Source organism: Micromonospora sp. DT63, from assembly GCF_049841615.1.
GTDB lineage: Bacteria > Actinomycetota > Actinomycetes > Mycobacteriales > Micromonosporaceae > Micromonospora.
The window spans coordinates 528,148-548,790 of sequence record NZ_JBNCKQ010000001.1 but is presented as its reverse complement, the minus strand read 5'-3'; the positions used below and the strand labels follow the sequence as shown (position 1 = coordinate 548,790).

The window sequence follows — 20,643 nt, the reverse complement described above, 5'->3', positions numbered from 1 at the left end:
AACTCACGTGCGGGTCCGGGCCGGCGTCAGGTCAGGTTGATGGCCGGGTAGAGCGGGTGGGGGGCCAGCAGGTCGGTGGCCTGGCGGGCGACCTTGTCGGCCAGGTCGGCGTCGAGCGTGTACTTCGCCTTGGACGGGGTGCCGTCGGCGTTGGCGCCGGCCGTGGTCTGGGTCAGCACGGTGTGGATCAGCTCGGCGGTCTGGTCCATCTCGGCGGTGCCCAGCCCGCGGGTGGTCAGCGCCGGCGTGCCGATCCGGATGCCGGACGTGTACCAGGCGCCGTTCGGGTCCTGCGGGACCGAGTTGCGGTTGGTGACGATGCCGGAGTCGAGCAGGGCCTGCTCGGCCTGCCGGCCGGTGAGCCCGTACCCGGAGACGTCGATGAGCACCAGGTGGTTGTCGGTGCCGCCGGTGACCAGCGTCGCGCCCCGGCGCAGCAGCCCGTCGGCGAGGGCCTGCGCGTTGTCCACGATCCGCTGGGCGTAGTCGGCGAAGTCGGGGCGGCGGGCCTCGGCGAGAGCGACGGCCTTCGCGGCCATCACGTGCGGCAGCGGACCGCCGAGCACCATCGGGCAACCCCGGTCCACCTGGTCGGCCAGCTCCGGCTGACAGAGAACCATGCCGCCGCGGGGGCCGCGCAGCGACTTGTGGGTGGTGGTGGTGACGATGTGCGCGTGCGGCACCGGGTCGAAGTCGCCGGTGAAGACCTTGCCGGCCACCAGGCCCGCGAAGTGCGCCATGTCGACCATGAAGGTGGCGCCGACCGAGTCGGCGATCTCCCGCAGGATCCGGAAGTTCACCTTCCGGGGGTACGCCGAGTAGCCGCCGACCAGGATCAGCGGCTTGAACTCGCGGGCGGCCTCGGCGACCCGGTCGTAGTCGATGAGGCCGGTGGCCGGGTCGGTGCCGTAGCTGCGCTGGTCGAACATCTTGCCGGAGATGTTCGGCCGGAAGCCGTGGGTGAGGTGACCGCCCGCGTCCAGCGACATGCCGAGCATCCGCTGGTTGCCCAGCTCGCGGCGCAGCGCGAACCAGTCGGCCTCGGTGAGGTCGTTGACCTGGCGGACCTGGGCCTTCTTCAGGGCGGGGGACTCCACCCGGTCGGCCAGCACCGCCCAGAACGCGACCAGGTTGGCGTCGATTCCCGAGTGCGGCTGCACGTACGCGTGGGCGGCGCCGAACAGCTCCCGGGCGTGCTCGGCGGCGAGCGCCTCGACGGTGTCGACGTTCTGGCAGCCGGCGTAGAAGCGACGGCCGACGGTGCCCTCGGCGTACTTGTCGCTGAACCAGTTGCCCATGGCCAGCAGGGTGGCCGGGGAGGCGTAGTTCTCGCTGGCGATGAGCTTGAGCGACTCCCGCTGGTCGGTCAGCTCGGCGCCGATGGCGTCGGCCACCCGCGGCTCGACAGCCCGGATCACCTCGAGGGCGCTCCGGAATGCGGTGGACTCGGCGTTGTGCGACATACGACCTCCTACAGACGTGCGGAAGGCCCAGGCGCTCGGCAAAAACGTCCTCGTGACGGGACCGCTTCCCGATGGTTGTCCATCCCCACGCGCCAGTAACGGCCCGCGCCGATCCTACCGGGCCGGCCCGGGGCGACCCGGCCGACCTCCCGACGTGCGCCCGGCGAGGTGGTGGGACGGCGCTGCTGCCCGGCCGGACACGACGTGGGGCCCGGTCCGGCCGGGCCCCTCGTCGAACGGTTGGTGGCTCAGGCGGTCACCGCGTCGCGCGCCTTCTTGATCGCCTTCGGCTGGGTGGGGGTACGCGGCGCGTCCGCGCGCAGCGCGATCATCTTCTCGCCGATCTCCTGGAGCTGCTTACGGCCCAACGCCTCGCGGACCTTGGGGAACCACTCCTCCTCTTCCTCCTCGACGTGGTGCGTGACGTTCTCGATCAGCACCGTCGTCTTGGCGGTGAAGCGCTCGTCGTCGGCGTCCATCGCGGCCAGTTCGAGGCAGAGCACGTCGGCCACGTGGTGCTCCTCGTACGACTCGAGGATGTCGTCCTCCAGGTCGGGCAGGAGCCGGCGGACCTCCGGGTACATCACCTCGTTCTCCAGGTAGGTGTGCACCGTCAGGGCCTCGAGGATCTGGTTCACCAGCTTCTGCCGCTGGCTCGCCGGCCCCTCCTCGGCGTCCTGGAAGGCCTTGAACAGGCGACGCATCTCCTTGTGGTCCTCTTTGAGCAGGACGATGGCATCGGTTGACACCGGCGTGCCCCCTTTCGTAGCTCGGCTGGGTGTTGATCCGGTACCCCGACGGTCAGTGGCGAAACGGGCGAATGTGGCCGATCTCGCCTGGTCAGACGGTGGCCAGTGTGCGCGGGATCTCGTCGAGCAGTTCCCGTGCCAGGAAACCGATTCGGCCGTAGCGGGGGATCAGCCGTTGGCCGCTCACGGCGTGCGCGAACGCTCCCCAGCAGGCGGCCTGCGCCGGGTCGGCGCCCCGGGAGAGCAGCCCGGCGAGCAGGCCGGCGAGCACGTCTCCGCTGCCGGACGTGCCGAGGCCCGCGTCGCCGCTCTCCTCCCGCCACCCGCGCCCGTCCGGAGCGGCCACGTGGCCGTAGAGCGAGACGACCGCCTCGTACCGGTGCGCCAGTTCGGCGGCTTCGGCGCCCAGGTCGTCGCCGGGTTCGCGGCCGAGCAGGTGCCCGGCCTCGGTCACGTTGGGGGTGAGCACCACCGGACGGCCCGAGCCGACCAGCAGCTTCGGCTCGTGGCTGAGCGCGCCCAGGGCGTACGCGTCGAGGACCAGCGGGGTGCGCGTCCCCGCCGCCTCCAGGACGAGACCCAGCAGCTCGGTGGTCTCGTCGATGCCCTTCAGTCCGGGGCCGAGCGCCACCACGTCGGCCGCGCCGACCAGTTCGCCGAGCTGGCCGGCCCGGTCCGCGGCGACCGCGCCGTCGGGCGTCTCCGGCAGCCCGACCACCAGCGCCTCGGGCACCTGGATGCTCAGCGTGGCGGCGGTGGACTCGGCGGCGGCGAGCTGGAGCACCCCGGCGCCGGCGCGCAGCGCGGCCACCCCGGCGAGCAGGACCGCCCCGGGCGTGAAGCGGGAGCCGCCGATCACCAGGACGGTGCCCCGGCTCTCCTTGCCGCCGGCCGGCACCGGCAGCTCCCAGTCGCGCAGCAGCCCCGGCGTGATCACCTTGACCTCAGACCGGTTCGGCATGGATCTCGTCCTCCCTGGTCGACTCGGCGCCCTGCCGGTGCAGGTGGCCGACCTCGTTGAAACCGCCAAGCGTCAGCCTGCCCTGGTCGTCGGCGGACCAGTCGGTGATTGAGCAGTTGGCGATGACGTGTTCGCGGGTCAACGTCATCAGCTCCGGCTCGGTCAGCCCCTCCACCAGGTACCGCAGGAGGAAGACCAGCGCGTCGTGGCCGAAGAGCAGCACCCGCTGGCCCTCGTGGTCGCGGCGCAGGTCGCCGAGGAGCGTGCGCAGCCGCAGCGCCACGTCGGTCCAGGCCTCACCGCCGGGCGGCCGGTAGTAGAACTTGCCCAGCCGGGTGCGGCGCTCGGCCTCGTCGGGGAACCGGCGGCGGACCCCGTGCCCGGTCAGGCCGTCGAGGATGCCCAGCTCCCGGTCGCGCAGCCGCTCGTCCCGGCTCACCGGCACCCCGGTGCCGTGCAGCGCCAGCTCGGCCGTGGACACCGCCCGCAGGTACGGCGAGACCACCGCCACGTCGGGCCGCCGATCCTCGGGCAGCCCGGCGAGCCAGCGGCCGGTCGCCCGCGCCTGCTCCTCGCCGGTGCCCGAGAGCGGCACGTCGGCGTCGCGGTGGCTGAGCCCGATCACGTCCGCGCCGTTCTCCTCGGCCCGGGTGGCCGCCACGTTCGCGGTGCTCTCACCGTGCCTGATGATCCAGAGGGTCGACATTTCCGCCATGCCGACCCCCTACCCGGGCGCCGGGCGCGGTAACCGCGCCCGGGTGGGCACCGGACGGCTGGTTCGTCGCCTCAGCCGCGGCGCCACGCTGGTCCCCGGCCGGTAGCCCACCGGGCCCGCCGGGACGTCGTACCCTCGGGGGCGTGGCCACGGCGGCGGAGGAGATCCGGGTGGGGGAGCGGCTGGTCCGCGTCTCCAGCCCCGACAAGCCGTACTTCCCGGAACGCGGACTGACCAAGCTGGACGTGGTCCGCTACTTCCTGGCGGTCGGCGACGGCATCCTGCGGGCGCTGCGCGACCGGCCGACCATGCTGGAGCGCTGGCCGCGCGGCGTCTTCGAGGGCGCGACGATCGCCACCCGGCAGACCAACCGTGGTGACGCCTTCTATCAGAAGCGGCTGCCGGCGGGCGCTCCGGAATGGGTGCGGACCGCGCACATCACCTTCCCCAGCGGCCGGACCGCCGACGAGGTCGCGCCGAGCGAACTGGCCGTGGTGATCTGGGCGGCCAACCTGGGCACCCTGCGGTTCCACCCGTGGCCGGTCACCGCCGCCGACGTGGAACGCCCCGACCAGCTGCGCATCGACCTCGACCCGATGCCCGGCGTGGGTTTCGAGCAGGTGGTGCCGGTGGCGCACGAGGTGCGGGCGTTCCTCGCCGAGCTGGGCATGACCGGCTATCCGAAGACCACCGGCGGGCGCGGCCTGCACGTCTACCTGTCGATCGAGCCGAGGTGGAGTTTCGGCGAGTGCCGCCGGGCGGTGCTCGCGCTGGGCCTGCAGATGCAGCGCAGGCTGCCGGATCTGGTCACCACCACCTGGTGGCGGGAGCAGCGGGACCGGCCGGTCTTCGTCGACTACAACCAGATGGCCCGCGACCACACGGTGACGTCGGCGTACTCGATCCGGCCGACACCGCAGGCCCTGGTGTCGGCGCCGCTGGACTGGGCGGAGCTGGACGACGCCCGACCGGAGGACTTCGACGTGCTCAGCATGCCGGCCCGCTTCGCCGAGCGCGGCGACCCGCACGCCGGCCTCGACGGTGACCGGCACTCGCTGGAGCCCCTGCTGGAGCTGGCCGACGCCGAGGGCCTGGAGGCGCCGCCGGAGCGGTGAACGGCGCGGCCCGCCCTACTGCCACGGGCTCTGCGTGCCGTCGAACTCCTCGAAGACCAGCCACGACCGCGTCGACAGCACCCCGGCGATGCGCTGCACCCGATCGAGCACCACGTCGCGCAGGGCGGCGTTGTCCGGCGCCCGAACCAGGGCCAGCACGTCGTGTTCGCCGCTGAGGAGCGCGACGTGCTCGACGTAGCGCACCTGGGCCAGCTCGGCCGACACCTCCCGCCAGGTGTTCTGCTCGATCGTCAACGCCATGTACGCCGACGTGCCCAGCCCGGCGGCCTCGGGCGCCACCTGCGCCCGGAAGCCCGTGATCACGCCTTCGCGCAGCAGGCGCTCCACCCGGGCGTACGCGTTGGTGCGCGAGATGTGGATCCGTTCGGCCAGGGTGCGCACCGACGTGCGCCCGTCGCGGACCAGCTCGTCCAGGATCCGCCTGTCGACCTCGTCCATGGCTCGGGCCGATCGTCCCGATCCGGTTCCCCGGCTCGCTCCGTCGCCGTTCTCCTGGCTCACCGATGCGCCTCCCACATGCCAGACGTCCCGCCTTCTGCGTGGATCTTGAGTCAATCATCCGTCAGGCGGAAGCATAGGCTCACCACACGTCCCAGGAGGTCCCGCCGTGACGACCACACCCCAGGCGGTCCGCAGGGCATCCCCGCGCGCCCGTCGGACGGTCACCCCGCCCGACCCGGCACGCCCGCTGCTGCCGGCCGCCGAACCGGTCCGCCTGCTCGATGAGACCGGTACGCCGCTGCCGGCCCGTACCGACTACCCGGAGCCGCCCGTCGAGGCGCTGCGCGAGCTGTACCGCCGGATGGTGCTCGGCCGCCGGTTCGACACCCAGGCGACCGCGCTGACCAAGCAGGGCCGCCTCGCCGTCTACCCGTCGTCGCGGGGCCAGGAGGCGTGCCAGGTCGCCGCCGTGCTCGCCGTCCGCGACACCGACTGGGTGTTCCCCACCTACCGTGAATCGATGGCGCTGGTTGCCCGGGGCATCGATCCGGTCGAGGTGCTCACGCTGCTGCGCGGCGACTGGCACTGCGGCTACGACCCCACCGAGGTGCACACCGCGCCGCAGTGCACCCCCCTCGCGACCCAGTGCGTGCACGCCGCCGGTCTCGCGCACGGCGAGGCGTACCAGGGGCGCGACACAGTGGCGCTGGCCTTCATCGGCGACGGCGCGACAAGCGAGGGCGACTTCCACGAGGGCATCAACTTCGCCGCCGTGTTCAAAGCCCCGGTCGTCTACTTCGTCCAGAACAACAGGTACGCCATCAGCGTCCCCCTGTCCCGGCAGACCGCCGCGCCGTCGCTGGCGTACAAGGGCGTCGGCTACGGGGTGCCCAGCGAGCAGGTCGACGGCAACGACCCGGTCGCGGTGCTCGCCGTGCTGACCCGCGCGGTCGCGCACGCCCGCGCCGGCAAGGGGCCGTTCCTGGTCGAGGCGCACACCTACCGGATGGAGCCGCACACCAACGCCGACGACGCCACCCGCTACCGCGACGGCGCCGAGGTCGACGCCTGGCGCGACCGCGACCCGCTCGCCCGCCTGGAGACCTACCTGCGCGCCCGTGGCGTGCTCGACGACGCGGCGGTCGCCGAGATCGCCGAGCAGGCCGAGGCGTACGCGGCGGACCTGCGCACCCGGATGAACACCCAGCCCACGGTCGACCCGCTGAGCCTCTTCGACCACGTCTACGCCGAGCCCACCCCCCAGCTCGTCGAGCAGCGCGAGCAGGTCCGCGCCGAGCTCGCCGCCGCGCACGACGAAGAGGGTGACGTCTGATGGCCACCACCATGGCGAAGGCGCTCAACTCCGCGCTCGCCGACGCCCTCGCGGCCGACGAGCGGGTAGTCGTCTTCGGCGAGGACGTCGGCGCGCTCGGCGGCGTCTTCCGGATCACCGACGGCCTCCAGGCCCGCTTCGGCGAGAAGCGCTGCTTCGACACCCCGCTCGCCGAGGCCGGCATCGTCGGCTTCGCCGTCGGCCTGGCCATGTCCGGGCTGCGGCCGGTGGTCGAGATGCAGTTCGACGCGTTCGCGTACCCGGCGTTCGAGCAGATCGCCTCGCACGTGGCGAAGCTGCGCAACCGCACCCGGGGCAAGCTCAGCGTGCCGATCGTCATCCGGGTGCCGTACGCCGGTGGCATCGGCGGGGTGGAGCACCACTGCGACTCGTCCGAGGCGTACTACGCGCACACCCCCGGCCTGAAGGTCGTCACCCCGGCGACCGTCGAGGACGCGTACTCGCTGCTGCGGGAGGCGATCGACGACCCCGACCCGGTGGTCTTCATGGAGCCCAAGAAGCTCTACTTCGGCAGCGCCGAAGCCGAGCTGCCGGTGCGTACCGAGCCGTTCGGCCGGGCCGTCGTGCGCCGTACCGGACGCGACGCCACCCTGGTCGCGTACGGGCCGGCGGTGCCGGTCGCGCTGGAGGCCGCCGAGGCCGCCCGCGAGGAGGGCTGGGACCTGGAGGTGGTCGACGTGCGCACCATCGTGCCGTTCGACGACGCCACCATCACCGCGTCGGTCCGGCGTACCGGCCGGTGCGTGGTGATCCAGGAGGCGCCCGGGTTCGCCGGCGTCGGCGCGGAGATCGCCGCCCGGGTGCAGGAGCGCTGCTTCCACGCGCTGCACGCGCCGGTGCTGCGGGTGGCCGGGCTGGACATCCCGTACCCGGCGCCGATGCTGGAGCACACCCACCTGCCCGGCGTGGACCGGGTGCTCGACGCGGTGGCCCGCCTCCAGTGGGACGACCAGCCGGACGCGCGTTGGGCGGCGGCATGACCACCGTCGAGCGGACGCAGGTCTTCCTCCTGCCCGACCTGGGCGAGGGGCTGAGCGAGGCCGAGATCGTCGAGTGGCGGGTCGCCGTGGGCGACATCGTCACCGTCGACCAGAGCGTGGTCGAGGTGGAGACCGCCAAGGCGGTCGTGGACGTGCCCTGCCCGTACGCCGGACGGGTCGTGACCCTGCACGGCGCGGCGGGTGAGGTCCGGCCGGTCGGCCAGCCGCTGATCACCATCGCGCCGCTGGACGGCGCCGGCGACGAACCGGCCGGGCACGCCACCTACCGCGAGGAGGAGCGGGCCGGCTCCGGCAACGTGCTGATCGGGTACGGCACCGGGCACGGCGGCGCGACCCGTCGTCGGCGACGGCCCCGGCTGGCGCTGGCGCCCGAACCGGCCGACGCCGCCCCGGCCGACGCGGTCCGGCCCGACGCGGGCCCGACGGGCGGCACCGGCCCGTCGGCCGGCGCTTTTTCGGCGGGCGGCACCGGCCCGGCGGCGGCACAGGCGGCCCCGGTCGCCGGCAGCGTCGCCGCCGAGGTGCGGTCGGCGAGCGCCCTGGTCATCTCGCCGATCGTCCGGCGGCTGGCCCGGGAGCGCGGCGTCGACCTGGGCACCGTCCGTGGCAGCGGGCCCGGCGGGGTGATCCGCCGCGCCGACGTCGAGGCGGCGCTGGCAGTCCCCGTCGCCCGGCTCGCCGCCGTACCGGACGCGCACGCCGAGCCGACCCCGCAGGGCGACGGCGACCTGATCGTCCCGCTCACCGGCGTGCGCAAGGTGATCGCCGACAAGCTCTCCCGCAGTCGGCGGGAGATCCCCGAGGTGACCATCTGGGTCGACGTCGACGCCACCGGGCTGCTGGAGACCCGCGCGGCGATCAACGCGGCGACGCCCGACGCGCCGGTGAGCATCCTGGCCCTGCTGGCCCGGATCTGCCTCAGCGGCCTGCGCCGGTTCCCGCAGCTCAACTCCCGGGTCGACACCGAGGGTCAGCGGATCGTCCAGTCCGCCGGGGTGCACCTGGGCATCGCCGCGCAGACCGACCGGGGCCTGCTGGTGCCGGTGCTGCGCGACGCCCAGCGACTCACCACCGCCGAGCTGGCCGCCGAGCTGGCGGCGACCACCGCCGCGGCGCGGGCCGGGACGCTCGCGCCGGCCCGGCTCACCGGCGGCACCTTCACGCTGAACAACTACGGGGTGTTCGGCGTGGACGGCTCCACGCCGATCATCAACCACCCCGAGGCGGCCCTGCTCGGCGTGGGCCGGATCGTGGACAAGCCGTGGGTGGTCGACGGGCAGTTGGCCGTGCGCAAGGTGACCCAGCTGAGCCTCACCTTCGACCACCGGGTCTGCGACGGTGGGGTGGCCGGTGGCTTCCTGCGGCACGTCGCCGACTGCGTGGAGCGCCCGGCGCTGCTGATCGCCGCCGTCTGAGGCGTACCGCCGGCCCCGGCACCGCCCGCGCGGCGCCAGGGCCGGCGTGCGTCCCGGGGTTTCGCGGTCCCGTCATCGGGAAGTCGGCCCCGCCGGTACGCACCGCAGGCGTCGAAGGGAGCCGATCCGTGGTCGTGGCGAACGAGCTGCTACTGAATTCGGTACGGGTGCGGCGACCCGCCGCGGCCGGCGCACCGCTGTACTGCGACGCGCTGGAGTACGGGCTGACCGGTGACGGCGCGACCAACGACCAGCCGGCGTTGGCAGCCCTCGTGGAACGTCTCGGCGCTGGATACGCCTCGGACGGGCGGGCCCGCGTCATCTACTGCCCGCCGGGCATCTACTCGATCCGGGACGCGGGCACGGTGTGGCGCAGCGGCGTGTCGCTGATCGGGGCCGGCCCGGCGGCGACCCGGTTCATGCTCAGCAACGAGGGCAACCGGGCCGATCCGACGCCGCTGGCCTTCTGGACCACCGTGCAGCACGGCGCGGACCGGGACCGGCACATCGCCGACTGCACCTTCGCCGACTTCCAGATCGACGGCTCCGGCGTGGCGATGGCCGAGTACAACTACCTGGCCAAGGGCCTCGGCCTGCAGTACGTGGTGCGGGGCGTCTTTCGCAACCTCTACATCCACCACACCGCCGCCACCGGGTTGGGCTGCGACTTCCTCCAGGATTCGCTGATCGACGGCGTGGTGACTGTCGGCTGTGGTCGCCTCGACAACGGCGAGCAGATCGGTGGCGCCGGCATCGGGGTCGGTATCGGCGGGTGGGGGCCGGTGGAGCGGTTGACCATCGCCAACTGCACCGCCCTGGCCAACGGCACCAACGGGATCTTCCTGGAGCTGCAGAAGGACTACTGGGAGCCGCCACGCGGCTACCGCATCGTCGGCTGCCACAGCCAGGGCAACCGGTTCGGCATCTCCGACTGGGGCGCCGACGGTCTGATCGTCTCGGCCTGCACGATGACCGGCAACCTGGAGACCGGCTTCGACGTGTCGTCGCAGGGCACGGCGTCGGTGGCGGGCCGGGGCGGGCTGCTCACCGACTGCGTCATCGACGGCAACCTGCGCGACGGGGTCAGCATCGGCAACACCCCCGGCCCGTACACCGTCCGGGGCAACCGGATCAGCGGCAACGGCCAGCACGGATATCACACGCGGAACCTCGGGCGCGGCTACCAGGGCGCGATCCGGGACGTGGTGATCGAGAGCAACGAGCTCTGGGGCAACGGGTTGGACGCGGTGCGCGTCGACCACCAGATGACCGACGCGGTGGTGCTCAACAACCGGATCCGCAACAACGGGCAGCAGTACGCCGAAGGCACCGGCGGGACGGGTGACGCCGTGCGCTACGGCGAGCGGTCGCTGGTGGACCGGTCGGCCGCCTGGCCGCACGACGGGCACCGGGGCAAGATGCTGCGGGTCGGACGCGCCGTCGCCATGGTCGCCTCCAACACCGGCGACGAACTCACCCTCGCCCCGGTCCGCCCGGACGCGTTCAGCGCGTGGAGCGGCGACATCCCCCCGCCGGGATGTCGATACGAACTGGGTGCCGCACCGCAGCGGCGGGCCGGTATCACCATCGACGCGCCGTTCGACTCGGCCACGATTCGCGGCAACCGGATCTGGGACAACCACGACCACCAGACCCAGACGCACGGGCTGTGGATCACCGACCGCGGCAGTTGTGTGGACTGCCGGGTCGAGGACAACGACCTCGCCGGCAACGCCGACGAGGGGATGCGGCTGGACACCCCGCCGGTGGGCGGACGCTGGCGGGACAACCACGTCGACAGCGACTGGACCTGAGCGACCCGGCGACGGCGCCCACCCTGGCGACGGCCGTCGCCAGGGTGGGCACCTGTGGTGCGACGCGCGGCGGCGGCGTACGGCCCGGTTCGTCGTCAGGTGGTCCCCGAGGTGGTCAGTACCGGAGTGCGGCGAGGTAGTCGAAGCCGACCCGGGCGGTGTCGAGGGCGTCGGCGGGGGCGCGCGGCGGGGTGCCCGCGTCGTCCCGCTCCACGATGTACTCCTCGATGCCCGCCTCCCGCTCGTGGTCGAAGATCCGGCCGAAGTCGATGACGCCGTCGCCCAGGTCCGCGAAGCCACCCTCGACGTCCAGGTCCTTGACGTGCACCTGGCGGATCCGGCCGCGGTTGGCCCGGATCACGTCGACCGGGTCGTGCGCCCCTCGCCAGGTCCAGTACAGGTCGAGCTCGAAGTGGACCAGCCGGGGATCGGTCTGCCCGGTGAGGATCTCGAAGCCGGTCGAGCCGTCGGTAAGCGGCACGAACTCCAGCTGGTGGTTGTGGTAGCCGAAATCGAGCCCGGCGCGCTGGGCCAGCCGGCCCGCCTGGTTGAGATCCCGGGCCAGGGCCCGGTAGACGGCGGGGTCCCGGTACGGACGCCCCTCGGCGTCCCGACCGAAGTACGGGTGGACGATCTTCTCGCAGCCGACCGTGTTGGCGTCCTCGAGCGCACGTTCCCAGGTGGCGGCGTCGAACGGCTGCGGGATGCCGGTGTGACCGGAGGTGGAGCGCAGCCCGGCCGCGTCGAGCGCGGCCCGGAACTCCGCCGCCGTACGCCCCACGAAGCCGGCGTGCTCCACCCGCCGGTAGCCGATGCGCCGCAGGGCCGTCAGGGTGCCGGGCAGGTCGGCGGCGAGCTGGTCGCGCACGGTGTAGAGCTGGATGCTGATGCGGTCCACCGGCACCCGACGCCGGCCGTGGGACTGACCCCGGGCGGCGGTGTCGCCGGCGGGCGCGGCGCTCGCCGGGCCGGCGAGAAGCCCGGCGGCGCCGACGGCTGCGGCGGAGACGGTCGCGGCGCGGAGCAGTCCGCGCCGACTGACCGACTCGGCGGTCGCTGTCGGCTCCGAGCGGTTGGTCTGGCGATCCATGGTGGTGGTCCCTTCCTGACGGCTGGTGTGCCGTCGACCGCTTGCCGGTGCCGGAGCGCGCTGAACCGGCCGGAGGCGTGCTCCGGCGGAACGGTGAGGACGACGCGTGGGCGCGGTCGGCGCCCCTGAAGGGGGACCGCGGCCGACCCGGGCAAGGGAGGCAGGCAGGCTGATCGACGAATGGGCAACCTTCTATCTGAAAATCGACCTTACCCTTGCCTCCGGACGAAGGCAAAGCTCCGTCTCGACGAGCAGAAGCTTCGCTCCACCTGACAAAAGTCCTCCCGGCAGGTGCGGCAGCCGCCCCGACCCCCGCGCGGCCGTCGCGCACGCCATCGCGGGCGAGCGCGACCCGAGGGGTGAAGTCGTGCAATGGCGGCGATAGGTGCGGGCGTGGCGGGGTCGGGGTGGGACGGGACGTTGCGGGTCTGGTGACGTGCGGGAGTGCGGACGTTGCCTCAAGGCGGCACTCGTGCGCTTTTCTCGTCAACGGCGCAGGGCCGGAAAATGCGCCGATAAATGCGCCGCCGATTATTTCCGAATGCCCTGGATACTCCTGTCGGGGCCGACAGAATGTGGCAGAGGGAAGTCGAAAACGGGGGGACTGAACATGACACCTAGGCGGCGATTGACGCTGTTGGCGGTAACTATCGCGGCCGCACCGCTCGTGCTGGCCGGATGCACCGCCGACCGGGACTCGGCGGCCGGGCCGGCCAAGGGGCACGTCGCGGCGCCGGAGCTCACCGTGACACCGGGGGACAAGACCCGGGACGTGCCGATCAGCGCCGAGGTCGGCGCGGTGGTCAAGGGCGGCCGGGTCACCGGCGTCCGGCTCACCGACGACAAGGGCGCGCAGGTCAAGGCGGAACCGCGTGAGGATGGCTCCGGTTGGGTGCCGAGCGCGCCGCTGCAACCTCGGCGTACGTACACCGCGGAGGTGACCGCGACAGGTGACTCGGGTGCGACCACGACACGGACCACCACGTTCACCACGATGGCCAAGTCCACGAAGCCGCAGATCACCAGCACCCTCTATTTCGTCGGCAACCGGACGTACGGCACGGCGATGCCGGTAACCGTGGCGTTCGACCCGGCAATTCCGAAAGAGGCCAGGGCGGATGTGCAGCGCCGGTTGTTCGTGAAGACGAATCCGCCGCAGCCGGGTACCTGGTCGTGGCTGGAGGACGGAAGTCAGGTCTATTACCGGGCACCCGATTTCTGGCGACCGGGGACGACGATCAGTGTCCGGGCGGGGCTGGAGGGCTTGCCGATCGGCAAGAACCTGGTCGGGGACGCCGAACGGACCGCGACCTCGAAGATCGGCAAGCAGGTCTCGCTGGAGATCGACAACGCCACGAAGCAGATGACGGTGCTGCGCGACGGAAAGTTGGTTCGCCGTATCCCGGTGAGCCTGGGCAAGCCGAGCACGCCCAGTTCCAGCGGCAAGATGGTGATCATGGAGAAGCACGAGCGGACCACCTTCGACACCCGGGGTGAGCCGAACGGCGGCTACGTGGTCGACGTCGACGACGCCCAGCGGCTCACCTGGGGTGGCGAGTTCATCCACTCGGCCCCCTGGTCGGAGGGCGAGCAGGGCTACACCAACACCTCGCACGGCTGCGCGAACGTCTCCGCCACGGCCGCGGACTGGCTGATGGGGGTGACCCAGGTCGGCGACCTGGTCACCGTCAAGGGCACCGAGGTCGACCTGCAACCCGGCAACGGCTGGACGGCGTGGAACGTGAGTTGGGACGAGTTCGTCAAGGGCAGCGCCCTGCCGGTGCCGTCCGGGCTCAAGCCCGCGCCGGTCGCCCCGGCGCACCCGGGCGCGGTGGCCGGCGGGTCACCCGCGCCGGCGCCCTCGGTCAGCGGACGCTGAGGCACCGGGCCGACCCACCATCGCGGTGGGTCGGCCCGTTCGCCGTGCACGCACCCCGGCCGCGCCGGGGTGGGGCGCGCACTACAGGGGTACGCGGGCCACGCCCGGCCCGATGAGGCTGCCCAGCCAGAGCTGGTCGCCGTGCTGTCGTACCCCGGTGATCATCCAGTAGTTCCCGGCCGGGCCGTGCAGCGTACGACAGACCGTGCCCTCGCCGTCGACGAGCGCGACCAGCCCGTAGCGGCGCGGCTGCGGCTGCATCGCGTCGGGCAGCAGCGCGGCGAGCTGACGCAGCCGCGGGTGTGGCAGCAGCCGTTCGGCGATGGGCACGCGAGGGCTGGGCAGGGCGATCCAGTACGTCCCGTCGCCAACGGCGGAGAGATTGTCCGGGTACGCGGGCAGGTCGGCGAGCACCCGCACCCCGCCGCGCAACTCCACCCGGAGCAGCCGGTGGGTGGTGGTCTCGACCAGCATCAACGCCGACTCGTCCGGGGTCAACGCGATCCCGTTGGGGAAGTACAGCCCCTCGGCCACCACCTCGGTGCGCCCGCTGCCCGGATGGTGGGCCAGCACGCGGCCGTTGGGGCGGTGCTCCAGCAGGTCCCGCTTCCAGTGCGAGACCGGAAACCGGTCCGACGAGTCGGTGAAGTAGACCGTGCCGTCGCGGGCCACCGTCGCGTTGTTGGCCAGGTGCACCGGCGGCGCCGTGCCGGTCAGCTCGCGGACCGCCCCGTCCGGCGTGACCCGCAGCAACCCCCGGTACGCGTCGCAGACGATGAGGGCCTCCCCGGACGGATCCGTCTCGATGCCGAGCGGCCGGCCGCCGGTCTCGGCCAGCAGCCGTCCTCGCGTGCCGGCCGGCGCGTCGGCCGGCCACCACCAGAGGTTGCCGTCCTCGTCGCCGCTGATGACCCGGCCGCCCGGGTCGACGAGCACGTCCTCCGGCCCGACGGCCCCCTCGGGGAGGGGCAGGAGGTCGACCTGGTCGAGCCGCCGGTCCGTGGCCGCCCACACACCGTTGAGCGGAGGCGGGACGGTGGCCGGTTCGCGGACGGGACGGATCAGCCGTGGCGGCCGGGGCCGGGGGATCACCATCGGGTCATTGTCCACCGCCGATGCCCTGCGTACCCGGAGCGCCGTGCACGCGGCGCGGCACCGGCCGTTCGGTCGACCGCGAGGCCCCTGGCCTCCACCCCTAGGGGGATGAGGGGCACCCGGGGGATGACCCTGGGCGTACCCGGAATCACTCCGCCGAGGGGCGAAACTGTCGGTGGTGGGGGATAGATTTCACGTCATGGAAGAGCGCAGCGACCGGATCGACGTGCAGGTCAACGTCGGTGACCGGGTGGTCCAGGTGCGGGTGGCCGGCGAGGTCGACATCGCCACCGTCGCCGCGTTCCGCTCCGCTCTGTGGTCCGTGCCGGCGCGACCGGTCGTGCAGCTGGAGATGTCCGGGCTGCGCCTGCTCTCCGCGGCCGGGGTGCGCGCGTTGCTCGCCGCGCACCTGCGCGTGCGGGCCCGGGGCGGCGAGCTGGTCCTTGTCGATCCCACCCCGGTGGTGGCCCGGGTGCTGCGCGCCACCGGCCTGCACCGGGTGATGCCGATCCTCGAGCCCGCCCGGGTGGTCGAGGCCGCCCGTCGTCCGCTGCCAGCCGACCTGGTCGAGGCCGCTCGTCGTCCGCCGGCCGCGGCCGGCGGCCTGGTGCTGGCGGCCTGAGGCTGACCGGGGCGTGAGCCGGCGGCACGCCCGACCTCGGACGTGCGCCCGCCCACCCGGCGCCTGACGCCGACGGCGGACGCGCCCGGGGGCCGCCCGGCATCGAGCCGAACGACCCCCGCCACGTTCGATCAGCGCACGCCGAGCAGGTCGACGACGAAGATCAGCGTCTCGCCCGGCTTGATGACGCCGGCGGCGCCGCGGTCGCCGTACCCCAGGTGCGGCGGGATGGTGAGACGGCGACGGCCGCCGACACGCATCCCCACCACGCCCTGGTCCCAGCCGGCGATGACCTGACCGCCGCCGAGCGGAAACTCGAAAGCCTCGCCCCGGTTCCAGGACGAGTCGAACTCGCCGCCGGTCGAGTGGGACACGCCGACGTAGTGAACGCTTACCAACTGGCCCGGCTCGGCCTGCGGGCCGTCGCCCACGGTGATGTCCTCGGTCACGAGGTCGGCCGGCGGCGCACCCTCGATCGGACCCACCTCGGGCTTGCCCGATCGGGCGCCTGCTGCCTGGTTCATGCGGGGATCTCCTGCCGTGTTGGGTGATGTGTCCGGTCACCGTCGATCCTGCCGGATAGCGCGTCACCGATGTGCGGCGGACCCGCCACCTGCCCCGACACGTCCGGACCGACCCCCAGATCACCGAACTGGGGACACGTCTCGGCGGGCGTCACCTGTGGTGACGCCCGCCGTGCGACGGTGCGGTGGTGCTCACCGCAGCCAGGGCACCCGCGTGACGATCGGCAGCTTCGCCCAGAGCTTCCCGAGGCCCCAGGTATCGCCGGCGTTGACCAGCGCCAGGACCGCGAGCACCCCGGCGTAGATCAGGTGGTCGTCCATGAAGAGGTTGTTCTCCGGAGGCAGGACGGCGGTCCACATGAGGACCAGCAGCAGCCCACCGGCCACGGCCGCGACCCGCATGCCGACGCCGAGCAGGAGGGCGATGCCGATCCCGGCGAGGCCGGCCATGAACAGCCAGTCGGCCCAGGCGGCGCCGGCGATGCCGGTGTAGACGTCCTTGAACGGGCCGGCGACCCCGAAGGTGAGGAAGCCCTTGGTGGGGCTGCCCCCGTTGATCCAGGCGTTCTTCGACTCGGTCTCGTGGCCGAGGCCGAACAGCTTGTCGAGGAACGCCCAGAGGAAGATCCAGCCGAGCGCCATCCGGACGCCGGCCAGGACGTAGCGGGTGGCCTTCTCTCGGGTGGTGCCGGTCGCCGGAGCGGTGGTCTCGGCGGTGGTCCGCTCGATCGTCGCGGTCATGGTGTCCACGTCCCTTCTCTGCCTCGCACCGCGCTTCCCGGTGACATCTCCATCAGACGCTCTCGGCGGCGCCCCCGGCAGGGCCGACCGGACCGCACCGGCCCGGGACCTTGGACCCCTGACGGCCCGGGCCGTAGACCCTGACCAAGGCCGCCGTCCGGCCGTAGCGTCCGAGGTGGAGGTACGAAAGGGAGGCCGTGATGAGGACCTGGCAGGTGGGTGACGTGATGACCAGGGAGGTCGTGACCGTGGAGGCCGGGACCCCGTACCGGGAGATCGTCGATGTGCTGTTGCGCCGCGGCATCAGTGCCGTGCCGGTGATCGACGGGTTCCGCCGGGTGCTGGGTGTGGTGTCCGAGGCCGACCTGCTGCACCGGATCGAACGAGCCGGTGAGCCGGCGCAGCGGCGGGTCTTCGAGAGCCGGCGTCGGCGCGACGCCCGGGGCAAGGGCGAGGCGTTGCTGGCCGGCGACCTGATGACCGCGCCGCCGGTGACCACCGGCCCGGACGCGGCACTGTCCGCCGCCGCGCGGCTCATGGATCGCGAGCAGGTCAAGCGGTTGCCGGTCCTGGACGACCTCGGTCGGCTGGTCGGCATCGTCAGCCGTGCCGACCTGCTGCGGGTGCACCTGCGCTCGGACGCGGAGATTCGTGCGGACATCGTCCAGGAGGTGCTGCACCGGGTGCTCGCCGTGCGGGACGGCCTGGTGACTGTCGAGGTCCGCCACGGTGACGTCACCCTGGCGGGCCGGTTGGACCGTCGCTCCGCCGTCGACCTCGCCGGCCGGCTGGCGGGCCAGGTGAGTGGCGTCGTGCGGGTGACCAACGCGATCGCCTACGACGCCGACGACACGGTCGTCGATCCGGGGCAGATCATGCCGGTCGCCTGAGCGCTCCCCGACGGAGCAGACCGCCGGGCCAGCCGTTGACCCGACGGAGCCGGACGACCGGCTCAGGGGTGCACCGGCTCGATCCGGGCCGTCACGTCGAGGTGTGCCGGTCGGCAGCCGGCCGTCGTGGCGAAGCGGCGGACGGCGTCGTGGACGTGCTCGCGGACTCCGCCGGCGCGGGCGTCGCTGGTCAGGTCCACCCGGACCCACACGTCGGGGCACGGTGGCGTGCCGGTGAGCACCACCCGGGCCCGCCGCACCCCGGGTGCGCGCAGCAGGTCCCGTTCCAGCGCGCGGACGAGCACCTCGCTGGCCAGCCGGGTGCGACCGGGCAGACGTCCGGTGCGGCTCAGCGTGCCCCGCAGTGCCCGGTCGGGTCGGCGTAGCGCCCGGTGCAGCAGGCGCTGGCCGGCGACGGCGGTCAGCAGCCCGGCGACCGTCGCGGCCAGGGTGCTCCAGGGCGTAGCGACCCGCCAGGCGTCCACCAGGCCGCTGCCGAGCAGGACCGCGTCGGGTTCGCCGAACGGCAGCGCGCCGGAACCGGCTGCCAGCGCCGTCGCCCCGCCGGCCACCAGCAGCAGCGCGACGATCGTCCACAGCAGGCGGTGCGCGGCGTCGGTCATGCCGGCCGCCGGTGGGGCAGCAGCCGGACGTCGACGCGGTCGGCGCGTGGCGAGGCGAGCTGACGCAGTTCCTGACGCACGGCGAACTCGACCTCGGCACGGGCCGCCGGGTCGCCGGTGGCGCGCAACCGGGGCCGCCACCGGTCGCCGTGGCGCCGGACCCGCACCCGGGTCCCGCGTACGCCCGGCACGGTGTCCGCCGCGTCGGTCAGCCGGCGCTCCACGCACCGCCGGTGCAGGTGCCAGCCGTCGCGCTCGTCGACCCGTAGTCGGACCGGTGTCCACCGGCGTAGTTGGGCGACCAGGACGAGCAAACCCAGCAGTACGGCGGCGCCGGCTGCCGCCTGTACGACGGGATCGTGCCACCGGGTGGTGGTCAGCGCGTCGTACCAGCCGGGGCGGATGAGAAGCGGCGTCGGGCGCCCCAGCGTGACCAGCAGCGTCTGCCCGGCCAGCAGGACGCCGCCGGCGAGCAGGGCGAGGCCCAGCAGCGCGGACGCCACCCGGTTGACGGTCGCGGTGGTCAGCTCGGGGCGTGGGCCCGGTGGGCGCGACGGGGCGTCGTCGGCCGAGCCGGTGACCACCACGTCCCGCACCGTGATGGTCACCGTGGCCACCGCGCGACCGGTGCCGGCGAGCACCTGTTCGGCGACCGTTTGGCGGACCGCGTCGGCGACGGCGGGCACGCTGTGGCCGTACCCGATGATGAGGTTCAGGTCGAGGCCCACGGACCGGTCGCCCACGCGGACCGTGGCCGGGCGGACGTCGGACACGCCCGGCACCTGAGCGGCCGCGTCGGCCGCGATCCGCCTGATCTGCGCCGCCGCACCGGTTTCGCCGCCGGGGCGCGGCCCGCCGCCGGTCGGCGCGACGCTCCGGGCGGAACGGGTGGGGATGGGGCGCGGGGGAAGCCGGTGGTGTCGTCCGGTTCGGTCGGCGTTCGGTCGGCGGCGGATGGTCGGATCCCCGGCGGGGCGCGGCTGGCGAGCCTGACGCGGGCGGTCCCTCCGGGGGCGGCGAGCACCCGGCCCGCGCGCGGCGAGGGTGCCGAACTGCTGACGCGACATGCTCTGACCTCCCAGCCGGTCCGCTACGGGCGACCTCGCTGGATACACGCCGCCGGGTGCTCTGGAACGCGAACGAGATGTGATCCGGGTCACAGCAACAGGTCGAGCGCTGGCGTCGCCCGTCGACCCTTGCCACGCTTCTACAACGTTGTAAGACCTGCGTCGTCCGCCCGAGGAGGCTCCGATGCGCGTACCCCCGGCTCAGTCAGCGGCACCCGCCACCCACCCCGCGGCCGACGACGACGTCCCGGTCGAGGCGCTCGGCGACCTCTACCGCGACGGCATCACCGCCTGTCGGGGCGCCTTCGACCCGGCCTGGGTGGAGCAGGTCGGCAGGGACGTGGCCGCCGCGTTCGAGGAGGCGCGTTCGCGTCCCGACGGTGCGGTCGGACGCGGCCCGCAGCGGTGGTACGTGGAGATCCATCCGGAGCAGCTGACCGGTTTCGTGGAACTGGTCACCCATCCGTGGGTGATGTCGGTCTGCCGGGCGGTCCTCGGCGACGACTACGAGATCGTCGAGCTGGGCTTCGACATCCCCTTCCCCGGGGCGGCGATGCAGCCCTGGCACCGGGACTTCCCGATGCCGGACGAGACCCGCCGGCAGCGCAGGCTCACCTCGCTGGCGTTCAACCTGACCACCGTCGACACGGTGGAGGAGATGGGGCCGTTCGAGATCGCCCCGGGCACCCAGTGGGACGACGGGGCCGACTTCGACCACGAGATGTTCCCCCCGAGGGAGCGCTATCCCCGCTACCAGCGGCGGGCCGTGCGCAAGTACCCGCGGCGCGGTGACATCTCGGCCCGGTCGGCGCTGACCATCCACCGCGGCACCCCGAACGTCTCGGACCTGGCCCGCCCGGTCCTGGTGCTCGGCGTCGACGCCCCCGGCGCGGGCAACGCCGCCCACCATGACCTGGCCGTCACCCGGGGCTACTGGGAGCGGTTGCCCGTGACGGTTCGGGAGCATCTGCCCTGCCCGGTGGTGGACCAGCTGGAGCCGATCCGGCAGAAGCACACCATCGAGGGCCTGGTCATGGGCGCTGCGGAGTAGGCGCACCGGCGA

20 protein-coding genes and 1 riboswitch are annotated in these 20,643 nt (G+C 73.2%); of the genes, 9 read left to right on the top strand and 11 right to left on the bottom strand.

All coding sequences use genetic code 11. The annotated features are described in order from the left end of the window. Positions 1-26: 26 nt before the first annotated feature. The 4 genes from ACLQ27_RS02640 to ACLQ27_RS02625 form a co-directional block, all read right to left on the bottom strand. A complete protein-coding gene (locus ACLQ27_RS02640) occupies positions 27-1,463 on the bottom strand; it encodes a glycine hydroxymethyltransferase (RefSeq protein WP_425865469.1) in 1,437 nt (478 codons plus the stop codon). 18 nt (positions 1,464-1,481) lie between these two features. Next, positions 1,482-1,573: riboswitch (ZMP/ZTP riboswitch) on the bottom strand. Positions 1,574-1,711: 138 nt separating this feature from the next. Continuing rightward, a complete protein-coding gene (locus ACLQ27_RS02635; RefSeq protein ID WP_234587142.1) occupies positions 1,712-2,212 on the bottom strand; it encodes a hemerythrin domain-containing protein in 501 nt (166 codons plus the stop codon). A 91-nt stretch (positions 2,213-2,303) separates the two neighbouring features. After that, complete coding sequence (locus ACLQ27_RS02630) at positions 2,304-3,173, bottom strand: NAD(P)H-hydrate dehydratase (RefSeq protein WP_357496918.1); 870 nt, start codon at positions 3,171-3,173, stop codon at positions 2,304-2,306. Then, positions 3,157-3,888, bottom strand: a complete 732-nt coding sequence (locus tag ACLQ27_RS02625) for a histidine phosphatase family protein (protein WP_425865468.1) — start codon at positions 3,886-3,888, stop codon at positions 3,157-3,159. The genes ACLQ27_RS02630 and ACLQ27_RS02625 overlap by 17 nt, the downstream gene beginning before the upstream one ends. Positions 3,889-4,031: 143 nt before the next feature. On the opposite strand from ACLQ27_RS02625, the gene ACLQ27_RS02620 reads away from it, so the two are divergent. Next, entirely contained in the window at positions 4,032-5,003 is a 972-nt protein-coding gene (locus ACLQ27_RS02620; RefSeq protein WP_357573822.1) for a DNA polymerase domain-containing protein, read from the top strand. Between the two features lie 15 nt (positions 5,004-5,018). On the opposite strand, the gene ACLQ27_RS02615 is transcribed toward ACLQ27_RS02620, so the two are convergent. Continuing rightward, positions 5,019-5,525 (bottom strand): Lrp/AsnC family transcriptional regulator, encoded by a 507-nt coding sequence (locus tag ACLQ27_RS02615; RefSeq protein WP_374109294.1) that lies wholly within the window; start codon positions 5,523-5,525, stop codon positions 5,019-5,021. 106 nt (positions 5,526-5,631) lie between these two features. Between ACLQ27_RS02615 and pdhA the strand changes: the two genes are divergently transcribed. The 4 genes from pdhA (at position 5,632) to ACLQ27_RS02595 (ending at position 11,049) form a co-directional block, all read left to right on the top strand. Continuing rightward, on the top strand, positions 5,632-6,798 hold the full coding sequence (gene pdhA, locus ACLQ27_RS02610; protein WP_425865467.1) for a pyruvate dehydrogenase (acetyl-transferring) E1 component subunit alpha: 1,167 nt from the start codon (positions 5,632-5,634) through the stop codon (positions 6,796-6,798). Further along, on the top strand, positions 6,795-7,799 hold the full coding sequence (locus ACLQ27_RS02605; RefSeq protein WP_234587160.1) for an alpha-ketoacid dehydrogenase subunit beta: 1,005 nt from the start codon (positions 6,795-6,797) through the stop codon (positions 7,797-7,799). Before pdhA ends, ACLQ27_RS02605 begins: the two co-directional genes overlap by 4 nt. After that, on the top strand, positions 7,784-9,235 hold the full coding sequence (locus tag ACLQ27_RS02600) for a dihydrolipoamide acetyltransferase family protein (protein ID WP_357574365.1): 1,452 nt from the start codon (positions 7,784-7,786) through the stop codon (positions 9,233-9,235). The genes ACLQ27_RS02605 and ACLQ27_RS02600 overlap by 16 nt, the downstream gene beginning before the upstream one ends. A 134-nt stretch (positions 9,236-9,369) precedes the next feature. After that, positions 9,370-11,049, top strand: a complete 1,680-nt coding sequence (locus ACLQ27_RS02595; protein ID WP_357497334.1) for a right-handed parallel beta-helix repeat-containing protein — start codon at positions 9,370-9,372, stop codon at positions 11,047-11,049. Positions 11,050-11,164: 115 nt separating this feature from the next. On the opposite strand, the gene ACLQ27_RS02590 is transcribed toward ACLQ27_RS02595, so the two are convergent. Beyond that, a complete protein-coding gene (locus tag ACLQ27_RS02590; RefSeq protein WP_357496914.1) occupies positions 11,165-12,139 on the bottom strand; it encodes a sugar phosphate isomerase/epimerase family protein in 975 nt (324 codons plus the stop codon). Positions 12,140-12,749: 610 nt separating this feature from the next. On the opposite strand from ACLQ27_RS02590, the gene ACLQ27_RS02585 reads away from it, so the two are divergent. Next, entirely contained in the window at positions 12,750-14,018 is a 1,269-nt protein-coding gene (locus ACLQ27_RS02585) for a L,D-transpeptidase (RefSeq protein ID WP_357496912.1), read from the top strand. Positions 14,019-14,099: 81 nt separating this feature from the next. On the opposite strand, the gene ACLQ27_RS02580 is transcribed toward ACLQ27_RS02585, so the two are convergent. Beyond that, complete coding sequence (locus ACLQ27_RS02580; protein ID WP_357573821.1) at positions 14,100-15,113, bottom strand: SMP-30/gluconolactonase/LRE family protein; 1,014 nt, start codon at positions 15,111-15,113, stop codon at positions 14,100-14,102. 199 nt (positions 15,114-15,312) lie between these two features. Here ACLQ27_RS02580 and ACLQ27_RS02575 point away from each other — a divergent pair, with 199 nt between their 5' ends. Further along, positions 15,313-15,735: an STAS domain-containing protein gene (locus tag ACLQ27_RS02575; protein ID WP_357573820.1), complete on the top strand. Its 423-nt coding sequence runs from the start codon at positions 15,313-15,315 to the stop codon at positions 15,733-15,735. A gap of 131 nt (positions 15,736-15,866) precedes the next feature. On the opposite strand, the gene ACLQ27_RS02570 is transcribed toward ACLQ27_RS02575, so the two are convergent. After that, positions 15,867-16,259, bottom strand: a complete 393-nt coding sequence (locus ACLQ27_RS02570) for an FKBP-type peptidyl-prolyl cis-trans isomerase (RefSeq protein WP_234588781.1) — start codon at positions 16,257-16,259, stop codon at positions 15,867-15,869. Between the two features lie 192 nt (positions 16,260-16,451). Next, complete coding sequence (locus tag ACLQ27_RS02565) at positions 16,452-17,009, bottom strand: hypothetical protein (RefSeq protein ID WP_357573819.1); 558 nt, start codon at positions 17,007-17,009, stop codon at positions 16,452-16,454. Between the two features lie 191 nt (positions 17,010-17,200). Here ACLQ27_RS02565 and ACLQ27_RS02560 point away from each other — a divergent pair, with 191 nt between their 5' ends. Beyond that, positions 17,201-17,890: a CBS domain-containing protein gene (locus ACLQ27_RS02560; RefSeq protein WP_357496906.1), complete on the top strand. Its 690-nt coding sequence runs from the start codon at positions 17,201-17,203 to the stop codon at positions 17,888-17,890. 62 nt (positions 17,891-17,952) lie between these two features. Here ACLQ27_RS02560 and ACLQ27_RS02555 read toward each other — a convergent pair whose 3' ends face one another. Both ACLQ27_RS02555 and ACLQ27_RS02550 read right to left on the bottom strand, forming a co-directional pair. Next, positions 17,953-18,513 carry a hypothetical protein gene (locus ACLQ27_RS02555; RefSeq protein WP_357496904.1) on the bottom strand — a complete coding sequence of 187 codons (561 nt, stop codon included), beginning with the start codon at positions 18,511-18,513 and terminating at the stop codon, positions 17,953-17,955. Further along, positions 18,510-19,286 carry an Asp23/Gls24 family envelope stress response protein gene (locus ACLQ27_RS02550; protein ID WP_425865466.1) on the bottom strand — a complete coding sequence of 259 codons (777 nt, stop codon included), beginning with the start codon at positions 19,284-19,286 and terminating at the stop codon, positions 18,510-18,512. Before ACLQ27_RS02550 ends, ACLQ27_RS02555 begins: the two co-directional genes overlap by 4 nt. 478 nt (positions 19,287-19,764) lie before the next feature. Here ACLQ27_RS02550 and ACLQ27_RS02545 point away from each other — a divergent pair, with 478 nt between their 5' ends. Continuing rightward, entirely contained in the window at positions 19,765-20,631 is an 867-nt protein-coding gene (locus ACLQ27_RS02545) for a phytanoyl-CoA dioxygenase family protein (RefSeq protein WP_425865465.1), read from the top strand. Positions 20,632-20,643 lie beyond the last annotated feature (12 nt).